Source organism: Dactylosporangium sp. NPDC000555 (assembly GCF_040300025.1).
Classification (GTDB): domain Bacteria; phylum Actinomycetota; class Actinomycetes; order Mycobacteriales; family Micromonosporaceae; genus Dactylosporangium.
This window is the reverse complement of sequence record NZ_JBEPDB010000017.1, coordinates 94,164-119,517: the sequence shown is the minus strand read 5'-3', so window position 1 is coordinate 119,517 and position 25,354 is coordinate 94,164. Positions and strand designations below refer to the sequence as shown.

The 25,354-nt window shown below is 72.7% G+C and carries 25 protein-coding genes and 2 pseudogenes; 14 read left to right on the top strand and 13 right to left on the bottom strand.

Annotation, left to right across the window (positions count from 1 at the left end; all coding sequences use genetic code 11):
- Positions 1-19: 19 nt before the first annotated feature.
- Genes argC through lysW form a run of 5 tightly spaced genes read right to left on the bottom strand, consistent with a single transcriptional unit; the run spans position 20 to position 4,100 of the window.
- Positions 20-1,045 (bottom strand): N-acetyl-gamma-glutamyl-phosphate reductase, encoded by a 1,026-nt coding sequence (gene argC, locus ABT297_RS14150; RefSeq protein ID WP_350548719.1) that lies wholly within the window; start codon positions 1,043-1,045, stop codon positions 20-22.
- Entirely contained in the window at positions 1,042-1,899 is an 858-nt protein-coding gene (locus ABT297_RS14145) for a RimK family alpha-L-glutamate ligase (RefSeq protein ID WP_350548717.1), read from the bottom strand. The genes argC and ABT297_RS14145 overlap by 4 nt, the downstream gene beginning before the upstream one ends.
- On the bottom strand, positions 1,896-2,630 hold the full coding sequence (locus ABT297_RS14140; RefSeq protein ID WP_350548715.1) for a sulfotransferase-like domain-containing protein: 735 nt from the start codon (positions 2,628-2,630) through the stop codon (positions 1,896-1,898). The genes ABT297_RS14145 and ABT297_RS14140 overlap by 4 nt, the downstream gene beginning before the upstream one ends.
- A complete protein-coding gene (locus ABT297_RS14135) occupies positions 2,627-3,907 on the bottom strand; it encodes a DegT/DnrJ/EryC1/StrS family aminotransferase (protein ID WP_350548713.1) in 1,281 nt (426 codons plus the stop codon). The genes ABT297_RS14140 and ABT297_RS14135 overlap by 4 nt, the downstream gene beginning before the upstream one ends.
- Before the next feature lie 25 nt (positions 3,908-3,932).
- The gene (gene lysW / locus ABT297_RS14130) at positions 3,933-4,100 is read right to left on the bottom strand and encodes a lysine biosynthesis protein LysW (protein WP_350548711.1); all 168 of its coding nucleotides are present in this window, start codon (positions 4,098-4,100) and stop codon (positions 3,933-3,935) included.
- Between the two features lie 209 nt (positions 4,101-4,309).
- Between lysW and ABT297_RS14125 the strand changes: the two genes are divergently transcribed.
- Positions 4,310-5,521: a S53 family peptidase gene (locus ABT297_RS14125; RefSeq protein ID WP_350548709.1), complete on the top strand. Its 1,212-nt coding sequence runs from the start codon at positions 4,310-4,312 to the stop codon at positions 5,519-5,521.
- Positions 5,522-5,568: 47 nt separating this feature from the next.
- Here ABT297_RS14125 and ABT297_RS14120 read toward each other — a convergent pair.
- The 6 genes and pseudogenes from ABT297_RS14120 to ABT297_RS14095 all read right to left on the bottom strand — a co-directional run.
- A pseudogene (locus ABT297_RS14120) lies at positions 5,569-5,847 on the bottom strand (ricin-type beta-trefoil lectin domain protein); the annotation flags it as partial.
- A gap of 4 nt (positions 5,848-5,851) precedes the next feature.
- Positions 5,852-5,962: pseudogene (locus ABT297_RS14115) on the bottom strand (hypothetical protein); the annotation flags it as partial.
- 296 nt (positions 5,963-6,258) lie between these two features.
- A complete protein-coding gene (locus tag ABT297_RS14110; protein WP_350548707.1) occupies positions 6,259-7,071 on the bottom strand; it encodes an ABC transporter permease in 813 nt (270 codons plus the stop codon).
- A 10-nt stretch (positions 7,072-7,081) separates the two neighbouring features.
- Entirely contained in the window at positions 7,082-7,864 is a 783-nt protein-coding gene (locus tag ABT297_RS14105; protein WP_350548705.1) for an ABC transporter permease, read from the bottom strand.
- On the bottom strand, positions 7,864-8,799 hold the full coding sequence (locus ABT297_RS14100) for an ABC transporter ATP-binding protein (protein WP_350548703.1): 936 nt from the start codon (positions 8,797-8,799) through the stop codon (positions 7,864-7,866). The genes ABT297_RS14105 and ABT297_RS14100 overlap by 1 nt, the downstream gene beginning before the upstream one ends.
- Complete coding sequence (locus ABT297_RS14095) at positions 8,796-10,184, bottom strand: condensation domain-containing protein (RefSeq protein WP_350548701.1); 1,389 nt, start codon at positions 10,182-10,184, stop codon at positions 8,796-8,798. The genes ABT297_RS14100 and ABT297_RS14095 overlap by 4 nt, the downstream gene beginning before the upstream one ends.
- Before the next feature lie 403 nt (positions 10,185-10,587).
- Between ABT297_RS14095 and ABT297_RS14090 the strand changes: the two genes are divergently transcribed.
- Positions 10,588-10,863, top strand: a complete 276-nt coding sequence (locus ABT297_RS14090; RefSeq protein ID WP_350548699.1) for a phosphopantetheine-binding protein — start codon at positions 10,588-10,590, stop codon at positions 10,861-10,863.
- A gap of 58 nt (positions 10,864-10,921) precedes the next feature.
- On the opposite strand, the gene ABT297_RS14085 is transcribed toward ABT297_RS14090, so the two are convergent.
- On the bottom strand, positions 10,922-11,530 hold the full coding sequence (locus ABT297_RS14085) for a pyridoxamine 5'-phosphate oxidase family protein (RefSeq protein WP_350548697.1): 609 nt from the start codon (positions 11,528-11,530) through the stop codon (positions 10,922-10,924).
- Positions 11,531-11,534: 4 nt separating this feature from the next.
- The gene (locus ABT297_RS14080; protein ID WP_350548695.1) at positions 11,535-12,509 is read right to left on the bottom strand and encodes a TauD/TfdA family dioxygenase; all 975 of its coding nucleotides are present in this window, start codon (positions 12,507-12,509) and stop codon (positions 11,535-11,537) included.
- A gap of 162 nt (positions 12,510-12,671) precedes the next feature.
- Between ABT297_RS14080 and ABT297_RS14075 the strand changes: the two genes are divergently transcribed.
- From ABT297_RS14075 to ABT297_RS14020, 12 genes are read left to right on the top strand one after another with little or no spacing between them, the layout of a single operon-like run.
- Positions 12,672-13,532 carry an isocitrate lyase/phosphoenolpyruvate mutase family protein gene (locus ABT297_RS14075; RefSeq protein ID WP_350548693.1) on the top strand — a complete coding sequence of 287 codons (861 nt, stop codon included), beginning with the start codon at positions 12,672-12,674 and terminating at the stop codon, positions 13,530-13,532.
- Positions 13,533-13,537: 5 nt separating this feature from the next.
- Entirely contained in the window at positions 13,538-14,503 is a 966-nt protein-coding gene (gene sbnA / locus ABT297_RS14070) for a 2,3-diaminopropionate biosynthesis protein SbnA (RefSeq protein WP_350548691.1), read from the top strand.
- Complete coding sequence (sbnB, locus tag ABT297_RS14065; RefSeq protein WP_350548689.1) at positions 14,493-15,533, top strand: 2,3-diaminopropionate biosynthesis protein SbnB; 1,041 nt, start codon at positions 14,493-14,495, stop codon at positions 15,531-15,533. The genes sbnA and sbnB overlap by 11 nt, the downstream gene beginning before the upstream one ends.
- Positions 15,530-17,221: an amino acid adenylation domain-containing protein gene (locus tag ABT297_RS14060; protein ID WP_350548687.1), complete on the top strand. Its 1,692-nt coding sequence runs from the start codon at positions 15,530-15,532 to the stop codon at positions 17,219-17,221. Before sbnB ends, ABT297_RS14060 begins: the two co-directional genes overlap by 4 nt.
- A 2-nt stretch (positions 17,222-17,223) precedes the next feature.
- Positions 17,224-18,387, top strand: a complete 1,164-nt coding sequence (locus ABT297_RS14055; protein WP_350548685.1) for a nucleotidyltransferase domain-containing protein — start codon at positions 17,224-17,226, stop codon at positions 18,385-18,387.
- Entirely contained in the window at positions 18,384-19,190 is an 807-nt protein-coding gene (locus ABT297_RS14050) for an amino acid kinase family protein (RefSeq protein ID WP_350548683.1), read from the top strand. Before ABT297_RS14055 ends, ABT297_RS14050 begins: the two co-directional genes overlap by 4 nt.
- Entirely contained in the window at positions 19,187-20,296 is a 1,110-nt protein-coding gene (locus ABT297_RS14045) for a pyridoxal-phosphate-dependent aminotransferase family protein (RefSeq protein WP_350548681.1), read from the top strand. Before ABT297_RS14050 ends, ABT297_RS14045 begins: the two co-directional genes overlap by 4 nt.
- Positions 20,293-22,506, top strand: coding sequence for an FAD/NAD(P)-binding protein (locus tag ABT297_RS14040; protein ID WP_350548679.1), 2,214 nt, complete (start codon positions 20,293-20,295; stop codon positions 22,504-22,506). The genes ABT297_RS14045 and ABT297_RS14040 overlap by 4 nt, the downstream gene beginning before the upstream one ends.
- Positions 22,503-23,213 (top strand): maleylpyruvate isomerase family mycothiol-dependent enzyme, encoded by a 711-nt coding sequence (locus ABT297_RS14035; RefSeq protein ID WP_350548677.1) that lies wholly within the window; start codon positions 22,503-22,505, stop codon positions 23,211-23,213. The genes ABT297_RS14040 and ABT297_RS14035 overlap by 4 nt, the downstream gene beginning before the upstream one ends.
- A 25-nt stretch (positions 23,214-23,238) precedes the next feature.
- Complete coding sequence (locus ABT297_RS14030; RefSeq protein WP_350548675.1) at positions 23,239-23,778, top strand: thiamine pyrophosphate-binding protein; 540 nt, start codon at positions 23,239-23,241, stop codon at positions 23,776-23,778.
- Complete coding sequence (locus tag ABT297_RS14025) at positions 23,775-24,323, top strand: thiamine pyrophosphate-dependent enzyme (protein ID WP_350548673.1); 549 nt, start codon at positions 23,775-23,777, stop codon at positions 24,321-24,323. The genes ABT297_RS14030 and ABT297_RS14025 overlap by 4 nt, the downstream gene beginning before the upstream one ends.
- Positions 24,323-25,342, top strand: a complete 1,020-nt coding sequence (locus ABT297_RS14020; RefSeq protein ID WP_350548671.1) for a FomB family phosphonate monophosphate kinase — start codon at positions 24,323-24,325, stop codon at positions 25,340-25,342. The genes ABT297_RS14025 and ABT297_RS14020 overlap by 1 nt, the downstream gene beginning before the upstream one ends.
- Positions 25,343-25,354 lie beyond the last annotated feature (12 nt).

Sequence of the window (25,354 nt, the reverse complement as noted above, 5' to 3'; positions counted from 1 at the left end):
ACGGGCTGGACGGGTGGGATCAGTTCGGGTGGAGGCCGGGGAAGTCCAGGCCACGCCGCTCGGGCCGCCCGAACCGGATGTTCATGCACTGCACGGCGTTGCCGGCCCCGCCCTTGACGAGGTTGTCGAGCGCCGCGACGAGCAGCGCCTCCCGGCCGTCCGCGCCGAGGGCGAAGCCGACGTCGCAGAAGTTCGACCCGGCGAGGATCTTCGGCTCCGGCAGCCGGTACAGGCCGCGCCGGTGGGCGACGACCCGCACGAACGGCTCGTCGGCGTAGCGCAGCCGGTACGTGTCCCGCACGAGCCGCTCGTCGGCGCCCTCGACCAGCCGTACCCGGCACAGCACCTGCACGCCGCGGACCGCCTCGACCCCGGTCACCGACATGCGCACCTCGGCGCCGGTCGCCTCGGCGACCTCCGCCTCGTGCCGGTGCCCGGACGGGGCGAAGACCCGCATCGCGCCGGCCCGCTCGGCGTGCACGTTGCCCTCACCGGGCCGCCCGCCGGAGCCGCTGGAGCCGGTGCGGGCGTCGACCCAGACCGGGCCGGCGACGAGCCCTGCCGCGGTGAGCGGGTGCAGCGCGAGGATCGCCGCGGTCGCCATGCAGCCGGGCACGCTGATCCGGTCGGCCTGCGCCAGCCCTTTGCGGTGCGTCTCGGGCAGGCCGCGCACGAACGTGGGCAGCAGCTGCGGTGCCCCGTGCGCGACGCCGTACCACCGCTCGTAGAGCGCGGGGTCGGCGAGGCGGAAGTCGCCGGAGAGGTCGACGAGCACGGCGCCGTGGCCGAGCAGCCCGGGCAGCACCGCCATGCCGGCCCGGTGCCCGCCGGCGTGGAACAGCACGTCGCACGGGCCGAGCCGGTCGAAGTCGCAGAACGTCAGGTCGGTGAGCGAGCGCAGGTTGGGGTGCACGCCGTCGACGCGCCGCCCGGCCGAGCTCGCCGAGACGGCGGCCGTCACGGTCACGTCGGGGTGCCCGAGGAGCAGGCGCAGCAGCTCACCGCCGACGTAGCCGGCGGCGCCGATGATCGCGGCGCGGATCATTCGCCGGCCCGCCGCACGAGATGGTCGACGATCCGCTCGGCGACGTCGACGCGGTCGCCGTGGGCGGCCTGGAAGCCGGCGAACTCGACGCGGTGGTTGACCTCGAGCACGTACAGGCCGCCGGCGCGGTCCTCCAGGAGGTCCACGCCGGCCACCTCGGCCCCGACCGCCTCGGCGGCGGCGACGGCCAGCTCGCTGATCGGCGCGGTGAGCAGGCAGCGGACGCTGTGCGCGCCGGTCGCGACGTTGGCCCGCCAGCCCTCGGCGCGGCGCCAGGTGACACCGACGGCCTCGTCGCCGACGACGATCACCCGCAGGTCGCGGCGCACCTGCGTGATCTGCTCCTGCAGGTACACGACGTGTGAGCGCGGCGAGGGCAGCGCGGCGACATGCTCCAGGACGGTCGCCGCCGTGTCGCGCCCGGTCAGCCGGCCGACGAGGCGGCCCCACGACCCGACGAGCGGCTTGATGACGGCCGGATAGCCCAGCTCGTCGAGGGCGTCGAGCGCCGCCTGCGGGGTCAGCGCCAGCACCGTGCGCGGCGTGGGCAGGCCCCGCTCGCTCAGCGCCAGCGACGTGCGCCACTTGTCGCCGCAGGTACCGATGGCGGCGGCGCTGTTGACGCTGACGACACCGCACGCCTCCAGCGCCTCGGCGGCGTACTCGGCCCGGCTCTGGCTGATCTCCCGGTTGAGCGCGAGCGACCACGGCGGCCCGGGTCCGTCGGCGGTGAACCGCAACCGGCGCGGGTCCACCCGGGTGCAGGCGAGGTCCCGGCGCGACAGTGCCGCCATGATCAGCTTCTCCTCGACGCGGATGGTGGAGGCCAGCAGCGCCACCGCCGGCCCGCTCACGTCCGCGCGCCCGTCGGCTGGATCCGGTGCCGGTGCAGGTGGCGGTACACCGGCTCGTGGTGCGCCAGGTAGGCGGCCAGCTGCGGCGCGGCGTCGAGGCCGACGTCGTGGCCGGCCGGCCGGCGCGCGAGCGTGGTGCTCCGCGCGACGTCGGCGTGCCAGCGGCGGGTCGCCTGCCACTCCGGCCGGTCGCCCGCCGGCCACGTCATCGCCTCCGGCAGAAACGGCAGCCCGAACAGTGCGCAGAACCGTTCGACGGTGGCCCGCGGCGCGGCGACGAGGTCCTCGGAGTCGAAGACCGGCGGTGTCGCGCCGGTCAGCTCGCGGACACGGTCGAACAGCTCCCACAGGTGGGTGAAGCCGATCTGCTCCTGCCGCACCTCGGGGTTCACGGCGAAGTACGACGGGATGGTCTCGGCCGGGCGGCGGATCAGAAACGCGTTACGGGCCAGGCCGCCCAGGAACGCGTCGTCGGCGAGGACCATCGGGTAGCGGGCGTCGGTGGTGTCCTTGACGAACACCGGCGCCCGCTCGGCCAGCTCGCGCAGCGCCGCGATGACCCCGGCCTCGTCGTGCGCGATTCGGCCCGCGACGTCGACCGCGCCGTGCTCGGCCAGGGTCGAGAACGGCTCATGGACGCAGACGTGGTCGCCGCGCTGCAGCATCATCCGGAAGAACGCGGTCGAGCGCGAGCGCGGGACGCTCCACAGCATGATGACGGACCCGGTCACGCCGCCACCCGGCGCCGTTCCTCGCGATGCTGGGCGCGGGCCAGCACCGTCAACGTCTCGCGGTGCTCCCAGACCTTCTCCAGCGCGTCGGCGAAGCGGTCCAGCAGGGGGCCCGCGTCGGGGTGGAGGTGGGCCCGCTGCAGCACGAAGGAGTCGGCGACGACCGCCTCGGTCACCGGGACGTCGGTGCGGCGGCAGGCCGGCCCGCCATCGGCGAAGAGCGGCTGACGCGACAGGGGCATGCTCTGGTATCGCGAGACCGGCACCCCCTCGCTCTGCAGCACCCGGCAGAACGCCGCCCGCAGCGCACCGGCGGCGGTCTCCGGCAGGTCGAACGCCTCCGGGCGCAGCCGGAAGCGCAGGATGTGCCAGCCGTGCTCGCGGTCGCCGGGCACCGCCGGTGCGACGAGCCCGGGGATGGCCGCCACCCGGTCGAGGAACGCCCGGACGTTGCGCTCACGCGCCCGAGCCCACCCGTCGAGGTGGGCCAGCTGGGCCCGGGTGAACGCCGCCTGTACCGCGTTGATCTTGCCGTTCCAGCCGGCGACCTCCGAACGGTAGGGCCGCTCGCCCCGGGCCGGCAGCCGCTCACCGAACTGCCGCAGCAGCACGGCGCGCTCGGCGAGCCGGTCGTCGTCGGTCGTGACCAGGCCGCCCTCGCCGCACGTGGGCAGGTTCTTCGAGGCGTTGAGGCTGAACGCGGCCAGGTCGCCGAGCGAGCCGGTGCAGCGGCCGCGGTACGCCACGCCGTGCGCCTGCGCCGCGTCCTCCACGACGGCGATGCGGCGCTGCGCGGCGACGGCGCCCAACTCGTCCATGTCGGCGGGCAGGCCGTGCAGGTGTACCGGCACCACGGCGGCCGTGCGGTCCGACAGCGCGGCCCGCAGGGCGGCCGGGTCGAGGTTGAACGAGACCGGGTCGACGTCGGCGAAGACCGGCAAGGCGCCCAGATGCACCACGGCGAGGGCGGTGCCGACGAAGCTCAGCGCCGGCACCACGACCTCGTCGCCCGGTCCGACGCCGGCCGCGGCGAGGGCGATCGACAGCCCCACCGTGCCGTTGGACACGGCCACGCAGTGCCCGACGCCGACCCGGTCCGCCCACTCCCGTTCCAGTGCCGGGATCTCCTGCTCGCCGGCCGCGGCGACGGTGAACCGCCCCGAGTCGACGACGCCGAGTACGGCCGCGCGCTCCGCGTCGGTGACGACCGGCCACCGCGGCGCGACCGCGCCCGCGGGCACGGCCCGTGCCCCGCCCAGCACCGCAAGCCTGGACATGGCGTGCTCCCCGCTTCCCGTACGCCTACTCGCCCCAGTCCTCCTCGACCTCCGGTGCTCTGCCGAGCAGCACCGGGTCGGTGGACAGCACCTCGAGCTCGCTGCGGCAGTCGACGCACTCGACGATCTCGTTGAGCACGGGCGTGTCGAGCGACACGCCGGATTCGCACTCGGGACAGGCCACAGTGGACACTCGAATCTCCTCGCACGCGCCGGACGGGATCTGCCCTTCTGTCTACCGTGGCCGTTTCGGCGCGGACAAGCACCCGCCGGCCGGGCTGTCCCGCCGGCGGGACAACCGTTTGCGTGCCCCGGTCCCGTCTTGCCCGCCCGATCCCGGGGCCGCCAGACTCGGCGGGCGTACGTCCGCCGAACCGCTCGACCGACAGAAGGAGCAGCAGTGTGGTCAACATCGTGCGAACCTTGACGTGGACCGGTGTCGTACTGTCCACAGTGGTCGCCGCGGCGGCGGTCGCGGTCCCGTCGTGGGCCGGACCGGCGTCGCCGTCCGGCGCGGACGCGGTGCCGAGCTGCGCCGAACCGGCCGCGCCCGGGCAGTTCCGGTGCTTCGCGCTCAAGCGCACCGGGGTGCGACACTGGAAGCCGTCCGGCAGGCCGGCGCGGCCCGACGGGCTCGGCCCGGCCGACCTTCGCTCCGCCTACCGCCTGCCGTTCAGCCGGACCAACGCCACGGTCGCGGTCGTGGTCGCGTATGACAACCCGGCCGCGGAGGCCGACCTGCAGGTGTACCGCTCGACGTACGGCCTGCCGCCGTGCACCACCGCGAACGGCTGCTTCCGGAAGGTGAACCAGCGGGGCGAGGCCGCGCCGTTGCCGCCGCCGGACCCGGCCTGGGCGGGGGAGAGCAGCCTCGACCTGGACATGGTGTCGGCGGTGTGCCCGTCGTGCCGCATCCTGCTGGTCGAGGCCGATGACGCCTCGCCGAACCTCCTCGCCGGGGTGGCCACGGCCGTCGCACTCGGCGCGCGGTACGTGTCGATGAGCTGGGGCCTGCCGGAGCAGGAGCTGGAGCTCGCGCTCGACCCGCTGTTCTTCCAGGAGTCGAACGTGGTCTTCACGGCGGCCAGCGGCGACAGCGGTGCGGCCGGCGGCCCGGTGTACCCGGCGTCCTCGGCCAACGTCGTCGCGGTGGGCGGCACCTCACTGCGCCGCGCGTGGAACTGGCGGGGCTGGAGCGAGTCGGCGTGGTCCGGCTCGGGCGGCGGCTGCTCGGCCTACATCGCGAAGCCGGCGTTCCAGCGGCGGGTGACCGCCTGCACGACGCGGGCCACGGCCGACGTCGCCGCGGTCGGCGACCCCAGCACGGGCGTCGCGGTGTACCAGACGTACGGCGACTCGGGCTGGGGGATCGACGGCGGCACGAGCGCCTCGGCCCCGATCATCGCGGCGGTGTACGCGCTGGCCGGCGCGGCCGGTGGACCGGGTGCCCCGGCGGGGTACCCCTACGCGGCTCGTCACGGCCTGTTCGACATCACCAGCGGCTCGACCGGTACCTGCACGCCGAGCGTGCTGTGCACCGGTTCGCCGGGCTGGGACGCGCCGACCGGCCTGGGCACGCCCAACGGCATCTCGGCGTTCGCCCCACCGAGGTAACCCGCACACTGGCCGGCCCCCGTCGACGGGGGCCGGCCAGTCCTACGTCAGGCTTTGGTCCATTTCTGGTTGCTGCCACCGCCGCAGGTCCACAGCTGCAACTGTGACCCGTTGGCGGTGCCGTGGCCGGCCACGTCGACGCACTTGTTGGCGCCGGCGTTCACGAGGTCGCCGGTGGGGGACAGGGTGAACTTCTGGGCGTTGGTGCCGTTGCAGGTGTAGAGCTGTACCGCGGTGCCGTTCGCGGTGCCCGCCGCGGCGGCGTCCATGCACTTGCCGAGGGAGCGGACGGTGCCGTCCGAGGCGAACGTCCACTGCTGGGCGGCCGTGCCGTTGCGGCTGCGCCGCGAACAGGGTCATGTCGACGATTTCGTCCAGCAGCGGCACGCCGCACGATGTCAACGCCGTCTTCTGCGCTCCTGGGAGGCGCCAGGCCGCCACCTGCGACGCCTCGGTCCGGATCACTCGTTCAGCTCCAGCCCACGCCGACAACGACGCAAATCAGGAGCGCTCGGGAGGACGTTCGCCGCCACGATCAAAGATGCTAGCCACCCGCGTCCGGACGGCGGCAGATGCACATACTTCAGTGGGCCGCTGCGAGTGATCGGACTCCGTCCCGGTCGAGTGGCAGGCCGAGTCGGTGTAGGAGTTCGTCTCGGTCCTGTCGCTGGTCCTGCCAGATGATGTCGTTCGCTGCGAGGGCCGACAACTTGCCGGGTCGTGCGCGGCCTGGCGGATCACCGGCGCAGGGTGGCCCCGAGGCGGCGCACGGCGAGGGCGAGGGCCGCGGTGCCCAGCGCGGCGAGGTAGACGGCGGAGATCAGCAGCTGCGGGCCGGGCGTGCCGAGGAACGGTTGCCGGATCAGTTCGATGCTGTGGTACAGCGGCAGCACCTGCACCAGCAGCTGGATCGGGCGCGGATACACCGTCAGCGGGTAGAAGGTGGTGGCGAACAGAAACATTGGCAGCATGACGAGCTGGATGAGCTGGAAGTCCTGGAACGTGCGCAGGTAGGTGACGACGAGCAGGCCGATCGACGCGAAGGCGTAGCCCGTGAGCAGGGCGCCGGGCAGGGCGAGCAGGATCCATGCGGAGTGGGCGAGGCCGAACGCGGACACGACGGCGAGGAAGCCGGTGGCGACGATGAACCCGCGCAGCAGCGCCCACCACACCTCGCCGAACGCGACGAGTCGCACGGTCATCGGGGTGGTGAGGATCGACTCGTAGGTGTGGTCGGTCTTGAGCTTGCCGAACATGTTGAAGGTGGTCTCGTTCATCGCCCCATTCATGGCGGCGGTGGCCAGCAGCGCGGGCGCGACGAACTGCGGGTAGGTGACCGCGGTGTCGTGCAGGCCGGGGACGCCGTTGATGAGCAGCCCCATGCCGACGCCGAAGGCGAGCAGGTACAGCAGCGGCTCGAAGACCTCGGCGGCCAGGACGAACCAGGTGTGCCGATAGATGAACAGGTTGCGTTCGACCATGGCCGCGGCGCGTCCACGGCGCAGCGGCCCGCTGAGCGGGTTGAGCAGGGTGCTGGCAGTCGTCGGCATGCGGGCCCCGTCAGATGTAGAGGTTTCGGCGGAAGTTGCGGCGGGCGAAGTACAGCCCGACGACGGTCATGGCGCCCAGGTAGCCGGCATGGACGGCGACGCCGGCCGGGGTGGCGGTGCCGACGGCGGTGTCGCGGGCCAGTTCGACGCCGTGCCACAACGGGGTGGCCTGCGCTACCCACCGCAGCGCCGGGGTCACCGTGTCGAGGGGGAAGAACGTGCCCGACAGCATGTACATGGGCATGACGATGAACCGCAGGATCGCCACCATCGTGGACAGCCGGTGCACCCGGACCGCCATCGCGGCCACGCACGGGGCGAACGCACAGCCGACGAGCACCGCGCAGCCGACGACCAGCAGCCCGCGCAGCGGATCCAGCGCGCCCATCGCGGCCGCGACGGCGGCGAACAGCAGCGAGGTCACCGTCACCCGCAGGATGATGAACACCAGGTGGCCGTAGAAGATGGTCTCCGGCCACATCGGGGTGGCGGCGGCGGCCTGGTAGTTGTGCCGCCCTCGGATGGACTGGAAGACCGGCCCGGCGGACTCGACATAGGTGGTCTGCATGGCGGCCGCGATGAGCAGCCCGGGCACGACGAAGCGCAGGTAGGTGCCGCCGGGCAGGGCCTGCGGGTCGGCGACGAGCTGGCCGAGGCCGACGCCGATGGCGATCAGGAACAGCAGCGGGTTGACGACGCTGATGACGATGCTGCCGCGCCAGGTGCGGCGGTAGCGCAGCAACCAGTACCGGGTCTCCCGCAACGTCTGGCTGGTGAGGGCGACGGTGCTCATCAGTCCACCAAGGTCCGGCCGGTCAGGGTGAGGAAGACGTCCTCGAGGGTGGAGCGGCGCACGAGCGCGGTCAGCGGCGTCACCTTGCGCGTGTGGACGGCGGCGAGCGTCTCCTCGCCGTTCTCCGTGTACAGCAGTACCCGGTCGGCGAACACGTCGACGCGGTCGGTCAGCCCCTGGAGCTTCTCTGCGGCGACCTCGCGCTCGGCGGCGGGGAAGCGCAGTTCGAGGACCTCGCGGGTGCTGTGCCGGGCGATGAGGTCGGCCGGGGTGCCCTCGACGAGGATCTTCCCCCCGTCCATGATGATGAGCCGGTCGCACAGCTGCTCGGCCTCGTCCATGTAGTGCGTGGTGAGCAGCAGCGTCACGCCGTCCTGCTTGAGCTGGAAGAGCCGCTCCCACAGCAGGTGCCGGGCCTGCGGGTCCAGGCCGGTGGTGGGCTCGTCGAGCAGCACGATCGCGGGGTCGTTGATGAGGGCCCGGGCGATGGTGAGCCGGCGGCGCATCCCGCCGGAGAGGTTGCCGACCTGTTCGTCGGCGCGTTCGGTGAGGCGGGCGAACTCCAGCAGCTCGGTGGTGCGCCGCTTGATGTCGGCCCAGCGCATGCCGAAGTACCGGCCGTAGACCAGCAGGTTCTCCCGGACGGTGAGGTCGGTGTCGACGCTGTCCTCCTGAGGCACGACGCCGAGGCGGGCGCGGACCGCGGCGCCGTCGCGGTCGGGATCGCCGCCGAGGACCCGCAGCGTGCCGCCGGACACGGGGGAGGTGCAGGCGACCATGCGCATGGTGGAGGACTTGCCCGCGCCGTTGGCGCCGAGCACGCCGAAGGCCTCGCCGCGGCGGACCTGGAACGTGATGCCGTCCACGGCGCGCAGCCCGCTGGCGTACGTCTTCACCAGGTCGCGGGCATCGACCAGGATCTCGTCGGTTGTCATGGCTGTGCTCCGAACTCGCGGCGCAGGGCGGCGATGGTGAGAGTGGTGTCCGCGGCGGCCAGGATGAGGATGCGTTCGAGGTCGCCGAGGGCGTCGGTGGCCGCGCGAGGGGCGAGGAACGCCGGGTGGGCGCTGAGCTGGAGCACGGCCTGGTCGCCGAGCTCCTTGAGGAACAGGAAGAACTTGCTGGTCATCTGCGTACGGGTGTCGTCGAGCGCGATGAGCTCGGTCGCGGTCCGCGCCTTGGCGAGCCGGTCGGTGAGCTCGTCGCCGTCGGGCAGGTCGTCGCGGGCCGGGGCCGCGTCGTAGCGCACGTCGTTGAAGAAGCAGTAGCCGCCGACCTCGATGCCGCGCTGCGCGGCGATCCGGGCGACGAGCTCCTCCAGGCGCCGCGGGTGGTACTCGCTGTTACGGCTGGCCGCCAGGGCGGCCGCGCCGGCGTGACGGAAATAGTCGTCGGCAGTGCCGGCCTCCGGTACGTCGACGCGGAAGAGGGCGTTCTGGTTGAAGGCGCCGACGAGGCGGCGGCTGTTCGGCTGAAAGCGGGTCGCGACGAGCACCCGCAGCCCTGCGCCGTTGCTGCCGGTGTGCAGGGCGAGCAGCAGCCCGGCGCCGGCGAGCACGACCTGTGAGTCGCTGAGGCCGTTGCGCCGGGCGAGCACCCGGGCGGCGAGGGCCAGGGCGGTGGACCGGATCTCGGCCCAGTCCGGCCGGGTGTCCGGTGTGGACGGTGGCGGGGTGAGCAGCGCGGCCGGCATCGTCGTCATGTGCCTGGCCCAGAAGGCGAGGGCCCGCTCCTGCCGCTGCTGGGCGACGTCGCCGCGTTCGTGGGCGGCCCGGGCGAGGGGCTGCTGGGCGGGCGGCTCGAGGGTCCTGCCGGTCGGGTCGCGCAGCAGCTCGCGCAGGTCGTCGGCGACGATCTGGATGCTCCAGCCGTCCACAGCCATGTGCGACACGACCATGACGATCAGCCGCGGCTGCCCGTCGCTGGTGAGCACGGCGAGGCGGATGGGCTGGTCGGCGGCGTGATCGAAGGGCGGCGCCAGCAGCCGGCCGGCGGTCTGGCCGGCAGCGCGGTCGAGGTCGGTCGTCTCGATGAGCTCGACGAGGACCTCACCTTCGGCTTCGACGGTCTGCGTCGGCTCCGGCTCGCCCGGGTGCCAGCGGCTGTGCAGCGCGTCGTGGCGCTCCAGCAGCGTTCGCAGGGCGCCCTGGACGGTGTCGAGGCCGACGCCCGGGGGGACCTCGATCCGGCGGATCAGGTTGAGCGTGTGCCACTCGTCCGGCGGTAGCCAGGCGAAGACGTCCCAGATCGCGATCTGTCCCCACATGAGTGGTCCGCTGCCGTGGTTGCCGGCGAAGCGGACGGGCATCCGATCAGGCACCGGCAGATGCTATGTCTGTGGGCACCGGCTTGCAATCCTTTGCGTTAACGGTTTGACACCTAACGGTTACTTGACGTGGCTTGGTTGGGGAGAATGTCCGCATATGGCAATGCTCCTCGAAACCTCGCACGAGACGGTGTCAGATGATGGAAATGCTGATCAAGAAGATGATGATCATTGTCGGCTTTTTTGCGTTCTCATTTCGGATGCTTGCAGGTAAACATCGCGTCGTCATACAGTCACCGTGAGGCCGCAACGCAGTTCATCGATGTGTTCGCCGGCCGCCTGCCACGGGGCCCGGGCTCAACGCTGCGTCGGCGTCACCTGGCGAGATCTGGTTCGTGTGTGCGCCACAGCCGGGATCGGCGCGCGACGGACCCCGTGACGGACTGGGAGCAGCGGGATGACGACGCCGTTGGACAGCACGACCGGCAATGCCTGGGATGAGCGGTTCGAGCGGGTGTTGCGGGTGCACCTCGCGCCCGGCGCGGCGCCGCTGAGCCCCGACGACAGGCTGTTCGAGCTCGGCCTCGACTCCCTCGCCGTGGTGCAGCTCGCCACCGACCTGGAGGACGCCTACGGAGTGTTCCTGCCCGATGAGTCGCTGACCCGGGAGAGCTTCGCGACGCCCGGCCGGCTTTGGGCCGTCGTCCACCCACTGCTGCCCGCCGACCGGTAGTCCGGTGTCAGGCAAGGGAGCCGGCATGCGATCCATCGACTGGCCGTGACCGCTCACGTCAGTACAGCCGCTGCTCGTACTGCGGGCCGTATCGTTCCTCCAGCTCGGCCATTGACTTCTCCGTCCACTCGGTCGCCTTGGCGATGCGGGCCCGCGAGGAGACCGCATCCGGGGCCCAGGTCTCGGGGCGCCACACGTCGCCGCGCAGGAACGCCTTCGCGCAGTGGAAGTACGCCTCCTCGACGCGCACCCGCAGCGCGAGCTGCGGCCGCCGGTCCCGCACGACCATCCGCTCGAACCACGGCTCATCGCGCACCAGGGCGGCGCGGCCGTTGACGCGCAGCGTGTCGCCCCGGCCCGGGATCAGGAACAGCAGCCCGACGTGCGGGTTGCTCAGCACGTTGAGCCAGCTGTCGAGCCGGCGGTTGCCGGGCCGGTCGGGCAGGGCGATCGTCCGCTCGTCCAGCACGAGGGCGAAGCCGGGCGGGTCGCCGCGCGGTGACACGTCGCAGGTGCCGTCGGCGGCCGAGGTGGCCAGCAGGCACAGCGGGGAGTGGGCCAGCCACTCGCACTCCAGCGGGCCGAGGACCGCGGTTGCCTTGCGGTACACGACGGGGCTCGCCTCGCCCGTCAGTGCCCGCAGCTCCTCGGCCGAGGTGATCTCCATCGGGCTAGTTCGCCGGCTGCTTCGTCGACCACATGCGGAACATGTAGCGGTTGACGTCCTGTGGCCGGTCGGTGCGCATGTCGATGGGCCGCGGCGGGTGGCGGTCGGCGAAGGCGGTGCGGGTGTGCAGGAACCGGTCGTCGGCGGAGACGAGGATCTGGCCCCGGTCGAGCTGGACCCGGATCTGCACCGAGGACTGGTCCATCACGGCGTCGAAGACGTCCAGCGCGGCGGTCGTGTCGTCGCTCAGCGGCTCGCCGAGCTTCTCGTGGGCCACCTCGATGTAGGTGCGGAAGTAGCGGACGAGGGCGGCGCCGTCGGGGGAGTACCGGATGATCGGCGAGCGGAAGAACTCCGGCTCCAGGGCCATGCCGCGCTTCTCGAACCAGAACTCCCGCTCCAGCTCGCCCAGCACCTCGGGGTGTGCCCGCAGCGCCTCGTGCACGGCCACGGCGTCCACCAGGATGCTCTCGCCGCCGACGAGGGCGTCCTGGCCGCAGGACAGCAGCAGATAGTCGATCGGGTCGACGTCGTTGACGGCGTCGTTGTGCATGTACGAGCCCTGCCGCGTCTGGTGGTAGCGGGCGCCCTCGGCGATCGTGCGGCCGGTGCCGCGGTCGTAGACCTCGATGATCCGCCAGCCGTCGGTGTTCTGGACCATGGGCGTGCCGAGCGCGTGGCCGAGCACCCAGGTGTAGATCGCCTGGCCGCGCAGGGTGTCCACGTCCAGCACCCGGTTGTAGACGACGAAGTGTGGCGAGGCGTCGATCACCCGGCGGGTGGCCTCGACCTCCGCGGTGAAGACCGGCACCGCGCCCAGGTCGACCACCAGGTCGTCGACGCGGCCCTCGGGCTGGCCGCGGTCGAGGATGTCCACATAGGACGCCAGCTCGTCCTGCGCCGCGGCGGAGAACGTGTGGAAGGTCTGCGGCGGCGCGGCGAGCGTGCGCGGCTGGCTGGCGATGGTCGCACTGGTCATGGTCGTGACGTCCCCCTGTGCTTGCGGTCTGCCCGGTGGTCGTCGCCGAACGTAACAGCGCTTGGCAATTGATGACAAGCGGTTTGTCAAGCTTGACGAGATCGTCAAATATCACTACCTTCGGCCGACGACACAGCCGTATCGGCGATCAGGGGGGATCGAATGCAGCGATTGACCTACCCGTCCTTCCGCACCGTGCTCGAGGAGCGGGCCTTCGTTCGCGTCGCGGGCGTCAACCACGCCCTCGGCGGGCTGCTCGCCGAGGAGGCCGGATGTGATGCGGTCTGGTCCTCCAGCCTGGAGGTCTCGGCCTGCCGCGGGGTGCCCGACGCCAGCATCCTGACCATGTCGGAGTACCTGGAGGCGGCGGCCAACATCCAGAAGGTGCTGCAGATCCCGGTCGTCGCCGACTGCGACACCGGCTACGGCGGCACGATGAACGTCGCGCACATGATGCACGAGTACGAGGCCGCCGGTATCACCGCGGTCTGCCTGGAAGACAAGCGGTTCCCGAAGATGAACAGCTTCGTCGGTACCGGCCAGCACCTGCTGGACACCGGCGAGTTCACCACGAAGATCAGCGTCGCCAAGCGGGCGCAGACCTCACCGGAGACGTTCTTCATCGCCCGCACCGAGGCGCTCATCGTCGGCCAGCCCGTCGCCGAGGCCCTCGAACGCTGCCGGGCCTACGCCGACAGCGGCGCCGACGCGGTCCTCATCCACTCCAAGGCCAAGACCCGCGACCAGATCATGGCGTTCCTGGACGGCTGGGACTTCCGCGTCCCCGTCGTGGTCGTGCCGACCACCTACCCCGACTGGCAGATCGACGAGATGCGCGCCGCCGGCGTCTCCGTCGTCATTTACGCCAACCAGGGTCTACGCGCCACCGTCGCCGCGCTGCGCGACACCTACGCGGCGATCCTGCGCCACGGCGACTCGACGATCGTGGAGGGCTCGATCGCCTCGGTGCGGGACATCTTCGACCTCCAGCGCCTCGCCGAGTGGCAGAAGCTCGAGGTCTGAACGCGGTGGCGGTCATCACCCGAGCCGACGAACTGCATGACAGCGACCTGTACGTCGACCTGCGCGCCGAGCTCGGCCTCAACCTGCGCCTGCGCTGCGACGGGCTCAACCTGGCCGGGTCGGTGAAGCTGCGGCCCGCCGTCGCGATGGTCGCGCAGGGCCTGGCCAGCGGCGCCATCACCAGCGACTCGGTGCTCGTGGAGTCCTCGTCGGGCAACCTCGGCGTCGCGCTGGGTCTCGTCGCGGCGGCCAACGGGCTGCGCTTCCACTGCGTCACCGACCCTAAGTGCAACCCGACCGCGCTGAAGCTCATGCGAGCCTTCGGCAGCGTGGTCGAGGTGGTCGCCGAGCCCGACGCCACCGGCAGCTACCTCACCGCCCGCAAGGCCCGCATCCGCGAGCTGTGCGCCGCCGACCCCCGGTATACGTGGCTCAACCAGTACGAGAACCCGGCGAACTGGATCGCCCACCAGGAGTCCACCGCCCCGATGATCGCCAAGGAGTTCCCCGACCTCGACGTGCTGTTCGTCGGCGTCGGCACCGGGGGCACCCTCGCCGGCTGCTCCCGCTACTTCCGGGAGAACCGCTCCGGCGTGCGGATCGTCGCCGTCGACAGCGTCGGGTCGATCAACTTCGGCCGGCCCGCCGCGCCCCGGCACATCCCTGGCCTCGGCGCCAGCGAGCCGATGCCGCTGGTCACCGCCGACCTCATCGACGACCTGGTCCGGGTGGAGGAGCCGGCGTCGCTGCGCATGTGCCGCCGGCTCGCCGGCCGTGGGTTCCTCTTCGGCGGCTCCACCGGCACCGTCGTCGCCGGCGCCGAGCGGTGGCTGCGCGAGTACGACCCCGCCCAGCGGCTCACCGCCGTCGCCGTCTCCGCCGACATGGGCGAGCGATACGTCGACACCATCTACGACGACGCCTGGATCACCGGACTGTACGGGGCATTGGAGGACGACCGTGACCGCTGACGACATCATCCCCGCCTTCTCCGTCGTGTCCGGCGCGGCCGTCGAGCGCGCCCTGCACGGTCGCCGCCGCGAGATCATCGACCTCGTCGAGCACGCCTACCGGCTGCACGGGCAGGGCGACACGGTGAACCCGCCGTCGTACTTTCTGCGCTTCCCGGATCGGCCGGACGCCCGGATCATCGCGCTGCCCGCGTCCGTCGGCGGTGACGTCGGCGTCGACGGCATCAAGTGGATCTCCAGCTTCCCGTCGAACCTGGCGCTGGGCATCCCCCGCGCCTCGGCGCTGCTGATCCTCAACGACGCCCGCACCGGCGTGCCGTTCGCGTGCCTGGAGGGCTCCATCATCAGCGCCGTGCGTACCGCCGCCTCCGCCGCGGTCGCCGCCCGCGCCCTCGTCGCCGGCCGGGAGGCGCCGGGCCGCGTCGGCTTCATCGGTGCCGGCCTCATCGCCCGCTACATCCACGCCTACCTGTCCGAGCTGGACTGGAAGGTCGAGCAGTACGCGGTGCACGACCTCGACACCGGCTACGCCGCGTCGTTCGCCGAGCGGGTGCTCGGCGCCGACGGCACCGACGTGCGCGTCCACGACAGCGCCGAGGCGCTGATCCGCGACAGCGACGTCGTCGTGCTCGCCACCACGGCGGCCACGCCACACCTGCACGACCCGGCGCTGCTCGCGCACAACCCGCTGGTGCTGCACGTGTCTCTGCGCGACCTCGGCGAGGACGTCGTGCTCGGCGCCGCCAACATCGTCGACGACGTCGAGCACGTGCTCAAGGCCGGCACCTCCGTGCACCTCACCGAGCAGCGCACCGGTCACCGCGATTTCATCGACGGCACCCTGTACGACGTGCTCACCGGCGCGGTCCGGGTGCCCGTCGACCGGCCGGTGGTCTTCTCGCCGTTCGGGCTCGGCGTGCTCGACCTGGTCGTCGGCGCCGCCGTGCACCGCCACGCCACCGAGCACGGCGATCTCACCACTGTCGACGGGTTCTTCCACGAGCTGAGCCGGCACGGAGGGACCCGATGAGCCTGCCGCCACCTGCGGCCATGCCGCCGCCCGCCTCCGCCGCGTGGGCGGTCCTGCCGCTGCGGCCCGGCGCCGCCGCCCGGTCCGCCGAGCTGGCACTGCGCAACCCGGTCCGCTTCGACACCGCCACCGGCGTCCTGCAGCACGTCACCCGCCACGCCCGGACCCATCCGGACGCCCCGGCGGTCACCGACGGCGACCGCGTGGTCGGCTACGACGAACTGGCCGGGCGCGCGCGGGGGCTGGCCGGCGCGCTCGCAGCCGCCGGCGTCCGCGCTGGTGACCTCGTCGCGGCGGCCGGGCCCCGCAGCGCCGAGACCGTCGTGACGTTCCTGGCCCTGGAGCGCCTGGGCGCCGTCTACCTCCCGGTGGACCCGCAGTGGCCGCAGCGGCGCACCGCCACGGTGCTCGCCGTCAGCGGCGCCCGGCACCTGCTCGACTACGCCGACGGCACCGCCGACACCACCGCGGCCCGGGCCGCCGCCGCCGACTCCGGCGCGGCCGTGCACGCGTTCGGCGACCTCAACCGCGAGGGGGCACCGAGCGAGGAGCCGGACCGGCCGGCCGAGCGCGACCACGGCCGGGAGCCCCGCTACTGCATCTTCACCTCCGGCACCACCGGACGGCCGAAGGGCGCCCTCGTCGAGCACCAGGGGATGGCCAACCATCTGTGGGCGAAGGTCCACGACCTCGGCCTCACCGCCGCGGACCGGGTCGCGTTCACCGCGCCGCTGGTCTTCGACATTTCGATCTGGCAGATGCTCACCCCGCTGGCGGCCGGCGCCACCGTCGTCGTCGCCCGGGATACCGACCTGGCGTTCCCGCGCCGTCTCACCAGCCTGCTCGACCGCGCCGCCGTGACCGTCGTGGAGCTGGTGCCGACGATGGTCGGCTGGGTCGCCGACGATGCCGAGCGGCGCGGCGCCGACTCCCTGTCCCGGCTGCGCTGGCTCATCTCCACCGGCGAGGAGCTGCCCGTCGGGCTGGCCCGGCGGGTCCTCACGGTCGCACCGCACGTTCGGCTCCTCAACGCGTACGGGCCGACGGAGTGCTCCGACGACGTCACCCACCACGAGGTACGCGCCGCGGACCTGGACCTGCCCCGTCTGCCGGTCGGCGCCGCCGTGCCCAACGCGGTGCTGTACCTGCTCACCGACGACGATGGCGTCGGCTGGCGCACCGCCGAACCCGGCGAGACCGGGCAGCTGTTCGTCGGCGGCGTCGCCGTCGGCCTCGGCTACCGCAACGACCCGGACACCACCGCCGGCGCGTTCTTCGCCGACCCGTTCGACCCGCACTCGCCGACCGGCCGGCTGTACCGCACCGGCGACGCCGCCCGCCTCGCCGACGGCCGCGTGTTCTACCTCGGGCGCATCGACCGGCAGGTGAAGGTCGCCGGCGTCCGCATGGAGCTGGACGAGATCGAGGTCGTCCTGCGCCGCCACGCGGCCGTCGACGCGTGCGCCGTCACCGTCGTCACCACCGACGGGCGGCCCGACCTCGCCGCGTTCGTCACGCTGCGCACCGCGGGCACCGACCACACCGACCTACTCAAGTACCTCGCCGAGGAGTTGCCCGACGCGATGGTGCCCCGGCACCTGCTCGTGCTGGACGCATTGCCGCTCACCGGCAACGGCAAGACCGACCACCGGGCCCTGGCCGGGCTCGTCACCCGAGAGGCGCCGTGACCATGCCCGACCACACCGCTGACGACACCGCCGAGCTCACCGTGGCCGGTCTGCCGGCCCACGCGCAGCTCCTGCTCGCCCTCGCCACGCTGCGGCTGTCCACCGACGAGGTCGCCGCCGTGCGCGCCCTGGCCCGCCGCCCAGACCTCGACTGGGGCGCCTTCCTCGAGGCGTCCGCGCGGCACAAGATGCTCCCGCTCGTCGGGCGGCTCGTGGACCGGCACCGCCTGGACCGCAAGACCCCCGACGGCGGTGCGTTCCCCTACCCGTGGGTGTTCACCACCGCGTACCTGGGCAACCGCACGCGCAACCTCGCCCTCGCCGACGAGTTCGGCCGCGTCTTCGACGAGCTCAACGCCGCGGGCATCCGCTTCGCCGTGCGCAAGGGCTTCTCCCTCGGCGAGGCCGAGTACCATGATCCGGCGCTGCGGCGCATCGCCGACCTCGACGTCCTCATCGACCGTGCCGACGCCCCCGCCGCCCATGAGGTGCTGGTGCGGCTCGGGTACGCCCAGGGCACCGTCGCCGACGACGGCGAGCGCATCGAGCCCTTCAGCCGCCAGACGCAGGTCTTCTGGCGGGTGAACCTGAGCAACCAGCTGCCCTACCGCAAGCCGGCCGGCCGCCCCGACGTGCTCGACTTCAACGTCGACCTGTGTCACGACATCTTCCAGCAGCGCTCCGGGATCTCCGCCACCGCCGCCGATCTGCTGGACCGGGCCGTCCCTGCGGTGCTGTGCGGCACCCTGGCCGCCGTGCCCGCGCCCGACGACCGGCTGCTGGACCTGTGCTCGCACCTGCACAAGGAGGCCACCAGCCTGCACTTCATCGAGGACAGCCAGGACCTGCAGCTGAGCAAGTTCCTGGACCTGAGCCTCGTCGCCGCGCGGCGCGGGCCGGACGACTGGGCCCAGTTCGTCAAGCGGGTCCAGGAGCTGGGCGCGGAGACCATCGCGTACTACGCGCTGCACTTCACCGCGATCCTGTTCCCGGCCTCGATCCCCGCCGACGTGCTCGACGTGCTGCGCCCGGCCGACCTGTCCTACCTGGACAGCTACGGCGCCATGGACGGGCAGACCGCGACCTGGCGACAGCCGTTCCTCGCCCGCCTCTTCGACGTGCACCGGCACACGGGCGCGGCCGCGTCGAACGTGCCCCGCACATGAGGACGGCCCCTGGGCCGCGGCTGCTGGTGCTGAAGGTCGGCGGCAGCGTCCTGTCGGACAAGCACACCACCGGCGCGACCGACTATGCGGCGATCGACGACTTCGCCGCCCGCATCGCCGACCTGCACGCCGAGCAGCCCGGGCGGATCGTGCTCGTCACCGGCGGCGGAGCGCTGTGCCACCCGGTGGGCCTGCGCATCAAGGCCGACCGGACCGACGCGTACGCCGCAGTCGCGCTCACCGAGCCGGCGTTCGCGATGCGGTGGGCGTGGACGACCCGGCTGCGGGCGCACGGCGTGCGGGCGGTGCCGCTGCAGGTGTCGGCCATGTACACCGAACGCCCGGACGGCACCGTCGTGCAGACCGAGGCCGTCGAACGGCTGCTGCGCGCCGGCGCCCTGCCGGTGCTGTCCAGCGACTTCGTCGTCACCGCCGCCGGGACCCTGCGCATCTTCAGCAGCGACGAGGTCCCGGCGCTGTTCACGGCAGAACGGTTCCGGCCGCTGCGGGTCGTCGCGCTCAGCGACGTGCCGGGCATCCTCACCGGCGGCGGCGCGGTCCTGACCGCGGTGGACCCGCACCGGCTGGACGAGATCCGCGGCCTGCTGTGGAGCAGGCCCGGCGACGCCACCGGCGCCATGGACGGCAAGGTCGAGGCCCTCGCCGCGCTGGCCCGCGACGGCGCCGAGTGCGTCATCGCCCGCGGCGAACGGACCCAGCCGCTGCGGCACCTGTTCGCCCCCATGACCGAATGGCCGCCGGCCACCCCTCGCACCCTGATCGCGGTTGGAGCGCACCGATGACCCGTGTCGTGCTGATGAATCCGGGACCCGTCAACGTCGACGAGCGGGTCCGAGCGGCCATCGCCTCGCCGGACGAGTGCCACCGCGAGCCCGAGACCCGCGAGCTGCTCACCCGGGTCCGCGGCAAGCTCACCGCCGTGGCCGGCGGCGACGGGCACACGGCGGTGCTGCTGACCGGCTCCGGCACCGCCGCGCTGGAGGCGACGGTCTCCTCTGTCGTGCCGGCCACCGGCGGGCTGCTCGTGCTCGACAACGGCCACTACGGCGAGCGGCTGCACCGCATCGCCGAGGTCCACGGCATTGCGGCTCGGCGACTCGAGTTCGGCTGGGCGAACCCGGTCGACCTCGACGCCGTCGACCGGGCCCTGGCCGCCGAGCCGTGGCTCAGCCACGTCGCGATGGTCCACCACGAGACCAGTACCGGCATGCTCAACCCGGCCGGCGGCGTCGGCCGGCTCGCCGCCCGGCACGGCCGCTCGTTCATCCTCGACGCCATTTCCAGCATCGGCGCCGAGGACCTGGACGTCGTGGCCGACCACGTCGACTGGTGCGTCGGCACGGCCAACAAGTGCCTGGAGGGCCTGCCCGGCATCAGCTTCGTCCTGGGCACCCACGCCGCCTTCGACGCCCTCGCCGAGATCCCGGCCCGCACCTTCTACCTGGACCTGCACGCCGGCTACCGGGCGCAGGTCACCGGCGGCGCACCCCAGTTCACCCCGGCCCTGCAGGTGCTGCGGGCCTTCGACGTCGCACTCGAGCTCACCCTGGCCGAAACGGTCGCGAGCCGCGGCGCGCGGTACCGGGCCCGCGCCGAACAGATCCGGACCGGTCTCACCGGCCGCGGCGTTCGGCTGCTGCTGCCACCGCAGCACCGGGCCGCCTCGATCACCAACGCATGGCTCGGCGGCGACCTCACCTATGACCAGCTGCACGACGGGCTCCGACAGCACGGATTCGTCATCTACGCCGTCCAGGACCGCGCCGCGGGCTCCTTCCGGCTGGCCAACATGGGTCAGCTCACCGCCGCCGACATCGACCGCTTCTTCATCGCCTTCGACGCCGTGACCGCCCGGCCCGCCGTCACCGCCCTGGGGGTCGCACAGTGACCGGCACCGGCCAGGCCCGCATCGGGCTCGCGATCGTCGGCGGTGGACCGACGTGCACCTACGTCCTGGAGCGCCTCGCCGCGCTCACCCTGGACCGCGCCGGCGAGCTCGCCCTCGACCTGGTCATCTACGACCACTCCGGCGAGTTCGGCTCCGGCGCCGTACACAGCCCGAAACAGACCACGACGAGCTACCTCAACCGGATCGTCGGACAGGTCGCCTTCGCCGCCGACGAGAGCGTCATCGACGCCGGCCCGCTGCTACCCCGCGACGCCCGGCCGACGCTGCTGGACTGGTGCCGGGCCAAGTACGCCGCGACCGGCGACCCCGCCTACGACCTCGTCGCCGAGGACTGGCCGAAGCGGTACCTGCACGGTCTGGCCCTGCAGGACCAGTTCGCCTGCTACATCGACATGCTGCGGGCCGCACCCGGTGTCAGCGTCGAGCTGCGCCAGGCCGACGTCACCGACCTCGTCGAGAACGGTGACGGGCTCGTCGTCGTCACCGCCGACGGCGACGCCCCCTTCCAGGCCCACTACGTGCTGCTGCTCACCGGCCACTCCACCAACCGCCCCGAGACCGATCCCATGCAGGCCGAGTGGGCCCGGTTCGCGGCCCGCACCGGCACGCGGCTCATCCCGTCGGCCTACCCGATGGAGGAGACGCTGCACGGCCCGCACACCGGGCCCGGCTCCACCGTCGCCTGCCTCGGCATGGGCCTCACTGGCATCGACGTGCTGTTGTACCTCACCGAGGGTCGCGGCGGCCGGTTCACCCGCGGCGACGACGGCACGCTCACCTACCAGCCGTGCGGGCGGGAGCCGGACTCGATCGTCGCGTTCAGCCGCAACGGGCTGTTCACCTTCGCCCGGCCGTACAACCAGAAGGAACGTGACATCGCCAAGTACGAGTACCGCGGCGTGTTCCTCACTACCGCCGCCGTGCAGCGGCTGCGCGACGCGTTCGGGCTGGTGCACCCCGTGCCGGCCCTCAGCCGGCCGCAGCTGGACTTCGAACGGCACGTGTTTCCGCTCGCCGTGCTGGAGATGGCGCTCATCTATTACAGCACCCTGTACGGCGCCCGGTTCCGTGACGCGGCGATCAACGCCACCGGGCCCGCGTACGAGCAGTTCCTGGCCACCGCGGACGAGTATCCCGATCACCACGCCGCGTGCGCGGAGCTCACCGCGCCGGTGCAGGATCTCGCCGCGGCCGTCGCCGCCGACGTCGACGCGGTCCTCACCGGGCGGCGGCCCCTCGGCGACGACCCGGCGCTGCACGAGGCGGTGACCGCGTTCCTCACCGTCCTGCACGACCCCGCCCGCGCCGCCGACCTGCTGACCCGAGCCGACCGGCCCGGCGACCTGGCCGCGGCCGTGTTCGCCGCCCCGTCGCCGCACCGGCACCCGGCCTCGGCGGCGCGGCACCGCTTCTCGTGGGCCGAGGCCATTGAACCGGTGCCGCCGCACGCGTACACGACCGCCGAGGAGTACCACCGCGCGTTCCTCGACTTCCTCGACGCCGACATCCGGTGGGCGGCGCAGGGCAACCTCAGCAACCCGGGCAAGGCCGCCGCCGACGCCGTGTGGCGCGACCTGCGCGGCGTCATGATCGACGCGGTGGACTTCGGCGGGCTGCGCGCCGGGTCGCACCGAACCTTCCTCGACGTGTACACCGGCCACCACAACCGGCTCTGCCAGGGCGCCTCCTGCGAGGCGATGGAGAAGGTCGTCGCGCTCATCCGGGCCGGCTACGTCGACGTCACCGTCGGCCCGCAGGCGCGCGTCACCGGCGACGAGCGCACCGGGAAGTTCCGCGTCAGCGGGCCGGTCACCGGCGTGGACCGCCACGCCGACGCGCTCGTCGACGCGCGGGTGCAGCGCTTCGACGCCGCCCGCGACGTCAGTGCGCTCTACCCGAACCTGCTGCGGCGTGGCCTGATTCGCCAGTGGACCAACCCCGGCATCGACGAGCCCGACTTCACGCCCGGCGGGCTGGACCTGACCCCCCAGTTCCACCCGGTGCGCGGCGACGGCACCGTAGAGCGCCGCATCACCGTCCTCGGCCCGCCGAGCGAAGGCGTCATGTACCACCAGATCGGTGCCCTGCGTCCGAACAAGGACCACCACGTGATCCGCGACATCCTCAGCTGGACCAACGTATTCCTGCCGCACGCGGCAGCCCGTACACCAGAAAGGGTCTCCCCATGACCGACCGACAGCCCACCCAGGACATCCCGGGCCGGCTGGCCGAGATCGACGCCGTGCACGCCTGGATCCGTTCGGCGATCGCCGGCCTCGACGAGGACGGCGTCCGGGCCCCGAGCGGCCTGCCGGGCTGGACCCGCGCGCACGTGCTGGTCCACCTCGGCGACCTGTCCCGGGCGTTCGCCCGCCAGGCGCGCTACGCCCGGCGTGGCGAGACCATCGAGGTGTACGACGGCGGCCGGTCCACCCGCGACAAGTCGATCGAGGAGAATCACACCCGCGACGCCGCCTGGCTCGTCGAGCACGCCGACACCGGCCTCGCGGACCTGCGGGACGCCTGGTCCGGCCTCTCGCCGCAGGACTGGCAGCGGCCGTGCGCGTACCGCGACTCGCCGCTCATCGCCACCCAGTACGCGTGGTGGCGCGAGTCGGAGCTGCACGGCGTCGACCTCGCCCTCGGCCGCACCAGCGAGCGGTGGAGCGCCCCGCTGGCCGCGCACGTCGTCACCTACCTCCAGCCGCGCCTCGGCCCAGACGCCGGCGTCCGCCTGGAGGCCCCCGACGCTGAGCTCACCTGGAACCCGGACGGCGCCGTCACCGTCTCCGCGCCGCTGACCGCGCTCGCCGCCTGGATCTCCGGCCGGCCCGCCGCGGCCGCCCCTGTCGTGTCGCCGTCCGGCCCCCCGCCGCTGCTGCACGCCTGGCCGTGACCGACCCCTCGTCGAAAGGTTCCCCGTGCCCACTGACGCACTGCAAGCGGCCGCCCCGCCAGCCCTGAGCACGGCCGAGGAGGTGATCAGGGCCTACACCGGACAGGGCTTCACCCACTTCACCGGTGTGCCGTGCTCACTGCTCAAGGGCCTGTTCAAGCTGCTGGACGGGCCGCCGACCGAGCTCACCCGGCAGGTGTCCTACCTGCCGGCGCCCCGCGAGGACGCGGCCGTCGGCGTCGCCACCGGCCTCGCCGTCGCCGGCGCCCGGCCGGTCGTCATGATGCAGAACTCCGGCCTCGGCTACTGCCTCAACGTGCTGACCTCGCTCAACCTCATCTACGACGTGCACGTCCCGCTCATCGTCAGCTGGCGGGGCCACGACGGCAACGACGCCGTCGAGCACGACATCATCGGCCGTGAGCTCACCAACTTGCTCGACGTCTTCGGGCTGCGCTGGAGCGTGCTCGACCCGGCCCGCCCGCACGACAGCGTGCTGGACTGCCTGGCGGCCGCCGCCGACGGGCGGGCCACCCCGGTGCTCATCGTCAAGGAGGGCATATGACGACGCCAGGCATCACCGAGGCGATCCTCGCCGTGACCCGCCGGTTCCCGGCCGCGCTCACCGTCTCCACCTGCGGCTTCATCACCCGGGATCTGTACAACGTCGCGGACCGGCCGCGGAACTTCTACCTCGTCGGCTCGATGGGGATGGCCGCGCCGGTGGGGCTCGGCATCGCCCTCGCGGCCCCCGGCCGGCAGGTCGTCGTGCTCGACGGCGACGGCTCGTTCGCCATGAACCTGTCCGTGCTGCCGATGATCGCCGAGCACCGGCCGAACCTCGTGCACGTGGTGCTCGACAACGGCGTGCACGAGAGCACCGGCGGCCAGCGGCCCGTGCACATCGGCGACCCGGCCGGGCTGGCCCTGGCCGCCGGGTACGCCGCCGCGCACACCATCGACAGCCTCGACGCCCTCGAGGCGCTCGACCCCGCGGACGGGCCGACACTCGTGCACATCCGGTGCGCGCCGCGCGGCAAGTCGGCGGGCGCCCGGGTGCGGTGGACGCCGGCGCAGATCGTCGCCCGGTTCGCCGAGGCGGCCGCCTGATGCGGGTCGGCGCGGACGTGCTCGACCCGGTGCTGCGCTCGTCGAGGACCGTGGATCTGGGTGTGCTGACGCTGCGGATCTCCTCCAACCTCGAGGAGTTCGACGGATACGCGTACTTCCCCCGGCCGGCGGCCCCCGACAGCGAGCCCGACGACGAGCTCGTCTGCGTCGACCTCGACCGCGACCCGGTCGACGTCACCGCGCTCGAAGCACTGACGGACCGGACGCTGCGCGCCAAGCGCCTCCGGACCGGCTACTACCTCAGCCACGTCTTCGGCGCCCCGGCCTACCTCGTGACCCGGGGCCGGCGGCGGTACGTCTTCGGCCGCCGGCTGGAACGCACGGTGTGGCCGTACTTCGTGAAGACCATCCTCACCGCGCACGCCATCGAACACGGCCGGCTGCACCTCAAGGCCGCGGGCTTCGCCGTCGGCGGGGCGGCGACGCTGCTCGTGGGCGCCAATGCCGGCGGCAAGACGGTGTTCCTGGAGCAGGCGTGCCGGGCCGGCGCCCGGTTCCTGAGCAATACCCACACACTGGTCCGGCCGGGCCCCGGCGCCGGGGTGGCGGTCGGGGTCCCGTCGGCGGTACGGGTCCGCGAGGTCGCACCGGACCTGCTCGCGTCGGGGCGGGCCCGCCGGCACATCGAGGCCGGCGACTACATCGTCGACCCTGCCGACCTGTTCGGCGGCGACCCCGTCGCAGCGGCCCCCGTGCGTAACGTCGTCATCGCCAACTACCGGCCCGGCGCGCCCTTCGCGTTCGACCGGATCGACCCGGCCGATGCCGAGGCGTTCTGCGAACAGTTCGCCTCGGCGCTGACGATGTACGGGCTCAAGGACGACGTCCTCGCCTACGGCGGCGGCGACGCCCTGCGCTTCGCCGGCATCGTGCGCGACATGCGCCGCCGCCTGCACCACCTGGTGACGGCGGCGCGCTGCTACCGGGCCACGGTCGACATGCACGACGCCACGCACCGAGCCGCCGTGCTCGCCGAGCTGGCCGCACCGGACCCGTGACGGCTTTCCTGC

What these genes read in the sequence shown, in the direction of transcription:
- ABT297_RS14075 (WP_350548693.1), top strand. Translation starts at nt 12,672, where the DNA reads ATGCAGCGATTGACCTACCCGTCCTTCCGCACCGTGCTCGAGGAGCGG.
- ABT297_RS14020 (WP_350548671.1), top strand. Translation starts at nt 24,323, where the DNA reads ATGCGGGTCGGCGCGGACGTGCTCGACCCGGTGCTGCGCTCGTCGAGG.
- ABT297_RS14055 (WP_350548685.1), top strand. Translation starts at nt 17,224, where the DNA reads ATGCCCGACCACACCGCTGACGACACCGCCGAGCTCACCGTGGCCGGT.
- ABT297_RS14080 (WP_350548695.1), bottom strand. Translation starts at nt 12,509, where the DNA reads ATGACCAGTGCGACCATCGCCAGCCAGCCGCGCACGCTCGCCGCGCCG.
- ABT297_RS14025 (WP_350548673.1), top strand. Translation starts at nt 23,775, where the DNA reads ATGACGACGCCAGGCATCACCGAGGCGATCCTCGCCGTGACCCGCCGG.
- argC (WP_350548719.1), bottom strand. Translation starts at nt 1,045, where the DNA reads ATGATCCGCGCCGCGATCATCGGCGCCGCCGGCTACGTCGGCGGTGAG.
- ABT297_RS14135 (WP_350548713.1), bottom strand. Translation starts at nt 3,907, where the DNA reads ATGTCCAGGCTTGCGGTGCTGGGCGGGGCACGGGCCGTGCCCGCGGGC.
- ABT297_RS14050 (WP_350548683.1), top strand. Translation starts at nt 18,384, where the DNA reads ATGAGGACGGCCCCTGGGCCGCGGCTGCTGGTGCTGAAGGTCGGCGGC.
- ABT297_RS14045 (WP_350548681.1), top strand. Translation starts at nt 19,187, where the DNA reads ATGACCCGTGTCGTGCTGATGAATCCGGGACCCGTCAACGTCGACGAG.
- ABT297_RS14105 (WP_350548705.1), bottom strand. Translation starts at nt 7,864, where the DNA reads ATGAGCACCGTCGCCCTCACCAGCCAGACGTTGCGGGAGACCCGGTAC.
- ABT297_RS14060 (WP_350548687.1), top strand. Translation starts at nt 15,530, where the DNA reads ATGAGCCTGCCGCCACCTGCGGCCATGCCGCCGCCCGCCTCCGCCGCG.
- ABT297_RS14035 (WP_350548677.1), top strand. Translation starts at nt 22,503, where the DNA reads ATGACCGACCGACAGCCCACCCAGGACATCCCGGGCCGGCTGGCCGAG.
- ABT297_RS14100 (WP_350548703.1), bottom strand. Translation starts at nt 8,799, where the DNA reads ATGACAACCGACGAGATCCTGGTCGATGCCCGCGACCTGGTGAAGACG.
- ABT297_RS14085 (WP_350548697.1), bottom strand. Translation starts at nt 11,530, where the DNA reads ATGGAGATCACCTCGGCCGAGGAGCTGCGGGCACTGACGGGCGAGGCG.
- ABT297_RS14110 (WP_350548707.1), bottom strand. Translation starts at nt 7,071, where the DNA reads ATGCCGACGACTGCCAGCACCCTGCTCAACCCGCTCAGCGGGCCGCTG.
- ABT297_RS14090 (WP_350548699.1), top strand. Translation starts at nt 10,588, where the DNA reads ATGACGACGCCGTTGGACAGCACGACCGGCAATGCCTGGGATGAGCGG.